Source organism: Candidatus Zixiibacteriota bacterium, assembly GCA_022865345.1.
Taxonomy (GTDB): domain Bacteria; phylum Zixibacteria; class MSB-5A5; order MSB-5A5; family RBG-16-43-9; genus RBG-16-43-9.
Window position 1 is genome coordinate 1 of record JALHSU010000098.1, and the last position, 1517, is coordinate 1517.

Here is a 1517-nt window from a genome sequence, read left to right on the forward strand (position 1 = left end):
ACCGGTATCCAGCATCCCGATCCTTATCCCCTTGCCTGTATAACCTAATCTGTGCAGTTCAGGAACGTGAATCTGCAGAAGCTGAGCATAAGAAGCTCCATAATCCAGGATTTCTGGAACTAAGCTCTTTTTATACTCTGGCGCTTTACTCTCTATTTCCGGGAGCGGTCTGTAAAAGATAGCCACTTTCTGAATTTTCTGGACAAAGCCAAATTCAGCAATTCTTTCTATATCCTTTACTGTAGCTATAATACTTACCGCATTTAACCATCTGGACACGGTTTTTATCTTCACCCCGGTAGACTTAAGAGAGTCCAGATACGGCTGATAAACTGGAAGATCAGAGAAATCTGACAAGACTCCATTTCCTCTCAAGCTCCTTCTCAGGATAGTTCTTTCCGGAAAACGGAGGACATTTTCCCGTAAAATTTTTTCATAAGCCCCCTGTTCGATTGGACCTTTATCCTTGAAAACAATCCAGAAAGAAGACAGAGAATCCTGGGGAAGCTTCTGCAGGAAGGCAAGGGTTTTACCATCGATTTTATCGGGATAGATAGATGACGGGTCGGGGGACGATACCCCGGTGCAAAAAAAGAATAAGATCACAGAAAAAAATAATACGGCATTTATCTTTATGTAATTTTTGTCCATTTTGGGGTGCTCTTAAAAAAAACGGCTGACCCATTTTTTGTAGATCAGCCGCTCTAAAAACTTTACTCCTGTTTACTTGGTCTTTTTAGGAATCGGGTGTGCAATTACCTTCATTGCATCCGCGAACTTGAATTCCTTGTAAGTCGGGCTATCCGGATTATGGCATCCTTTGCACTCCTTCTCCCCGGGCATGATCAGCCCGTTTTCCGCTGCCAGTTTCGAGTCCTTCATTATCTTCATATCTTTATACTTCTCCCCGGGACCGTGGCAGGCTTCGCAACCCACTCCCTCTGCTATATCGTATTTGGGGCCTTTTTCTGCAGCAGTAGCTCCAAATCCGATTATGTGACACTTGAGGCATTTGTCGCTCTTCTGGGCATCTTCGATCCCTTTAGCCTTAGCAATCTCTTTGGATTTATCGCTGGCCAGTTCCTTATAAGCCATTGCATGTTTAGACGCCGCCCATATGTCAAACTGCTTACCAGTCGTTTTCTCTAAATTATGGCACATCTTGCAGCTCAGAGAACCCATATATTTCAACTTGGCAGGAGCCACAGCTTTGGTGGTATCTCCTTTAGGTGTGGTCTGGGCATAGCTCAAGCTGAAAAGCATAAAAAACACAAAGCTCACTAACACTAGCAAGCTGAGTTTCTTCATCTTCTCTCTCACCTCCTTTGTGAAAAATCTAACAACCTAAGTTAATTTATATCAAGTGAAAAAGATATTCCTTTTCAATCGATTGTCAAGCTTTTTCTGGAAATCTTCAAGCCAAAGTCACCCACCCTCTTGATTTGAGTTTTTCAAAGACCCTTTAAAAAAGAAGGTCAACTATTAAGTCGACCTTCTAATATTAATACGAATTGGAA

The 1517-nt window shown here is 42.4% G+C and carries 2 protein-coding genes; both read right to left on the reverse strand.

What is annotated here, in order from left to right; genetic code table 11:
- Window positions 1-651 (reverse strand): hypothetical protein (locus tag MUP17_04600; GenBank protein MCJ7458253.1); only part of this gene is annotated, 651 nt, incomplete at its 3' end.
- Window positions 652-723: 72 nt separating this feature from the next.
- Window positions 724-1308: a cytochrome c family protein gene (locus MUP17_04605; GenBank protein MCJ7458254.1), complete on the reverse strand. Its 585-nt coding sequence runs from the start codon at window positions 1306-1308 to the stop codon at window positions 724-726.
- Between the last annotated feature and the right edge of the window lie 209 nt (window positions 1309-1517).

Bases quoted from the DNA above. Each gene is read 5' to 3' on its own strand.
- MUP17_04605 (MCJ7458254.1), bottom strand. From the start codon at position 1,308: ATGAAGAAACTCAGCTTGCTAGTGTTAGTGAGCTTTGTGTTTTTTATG.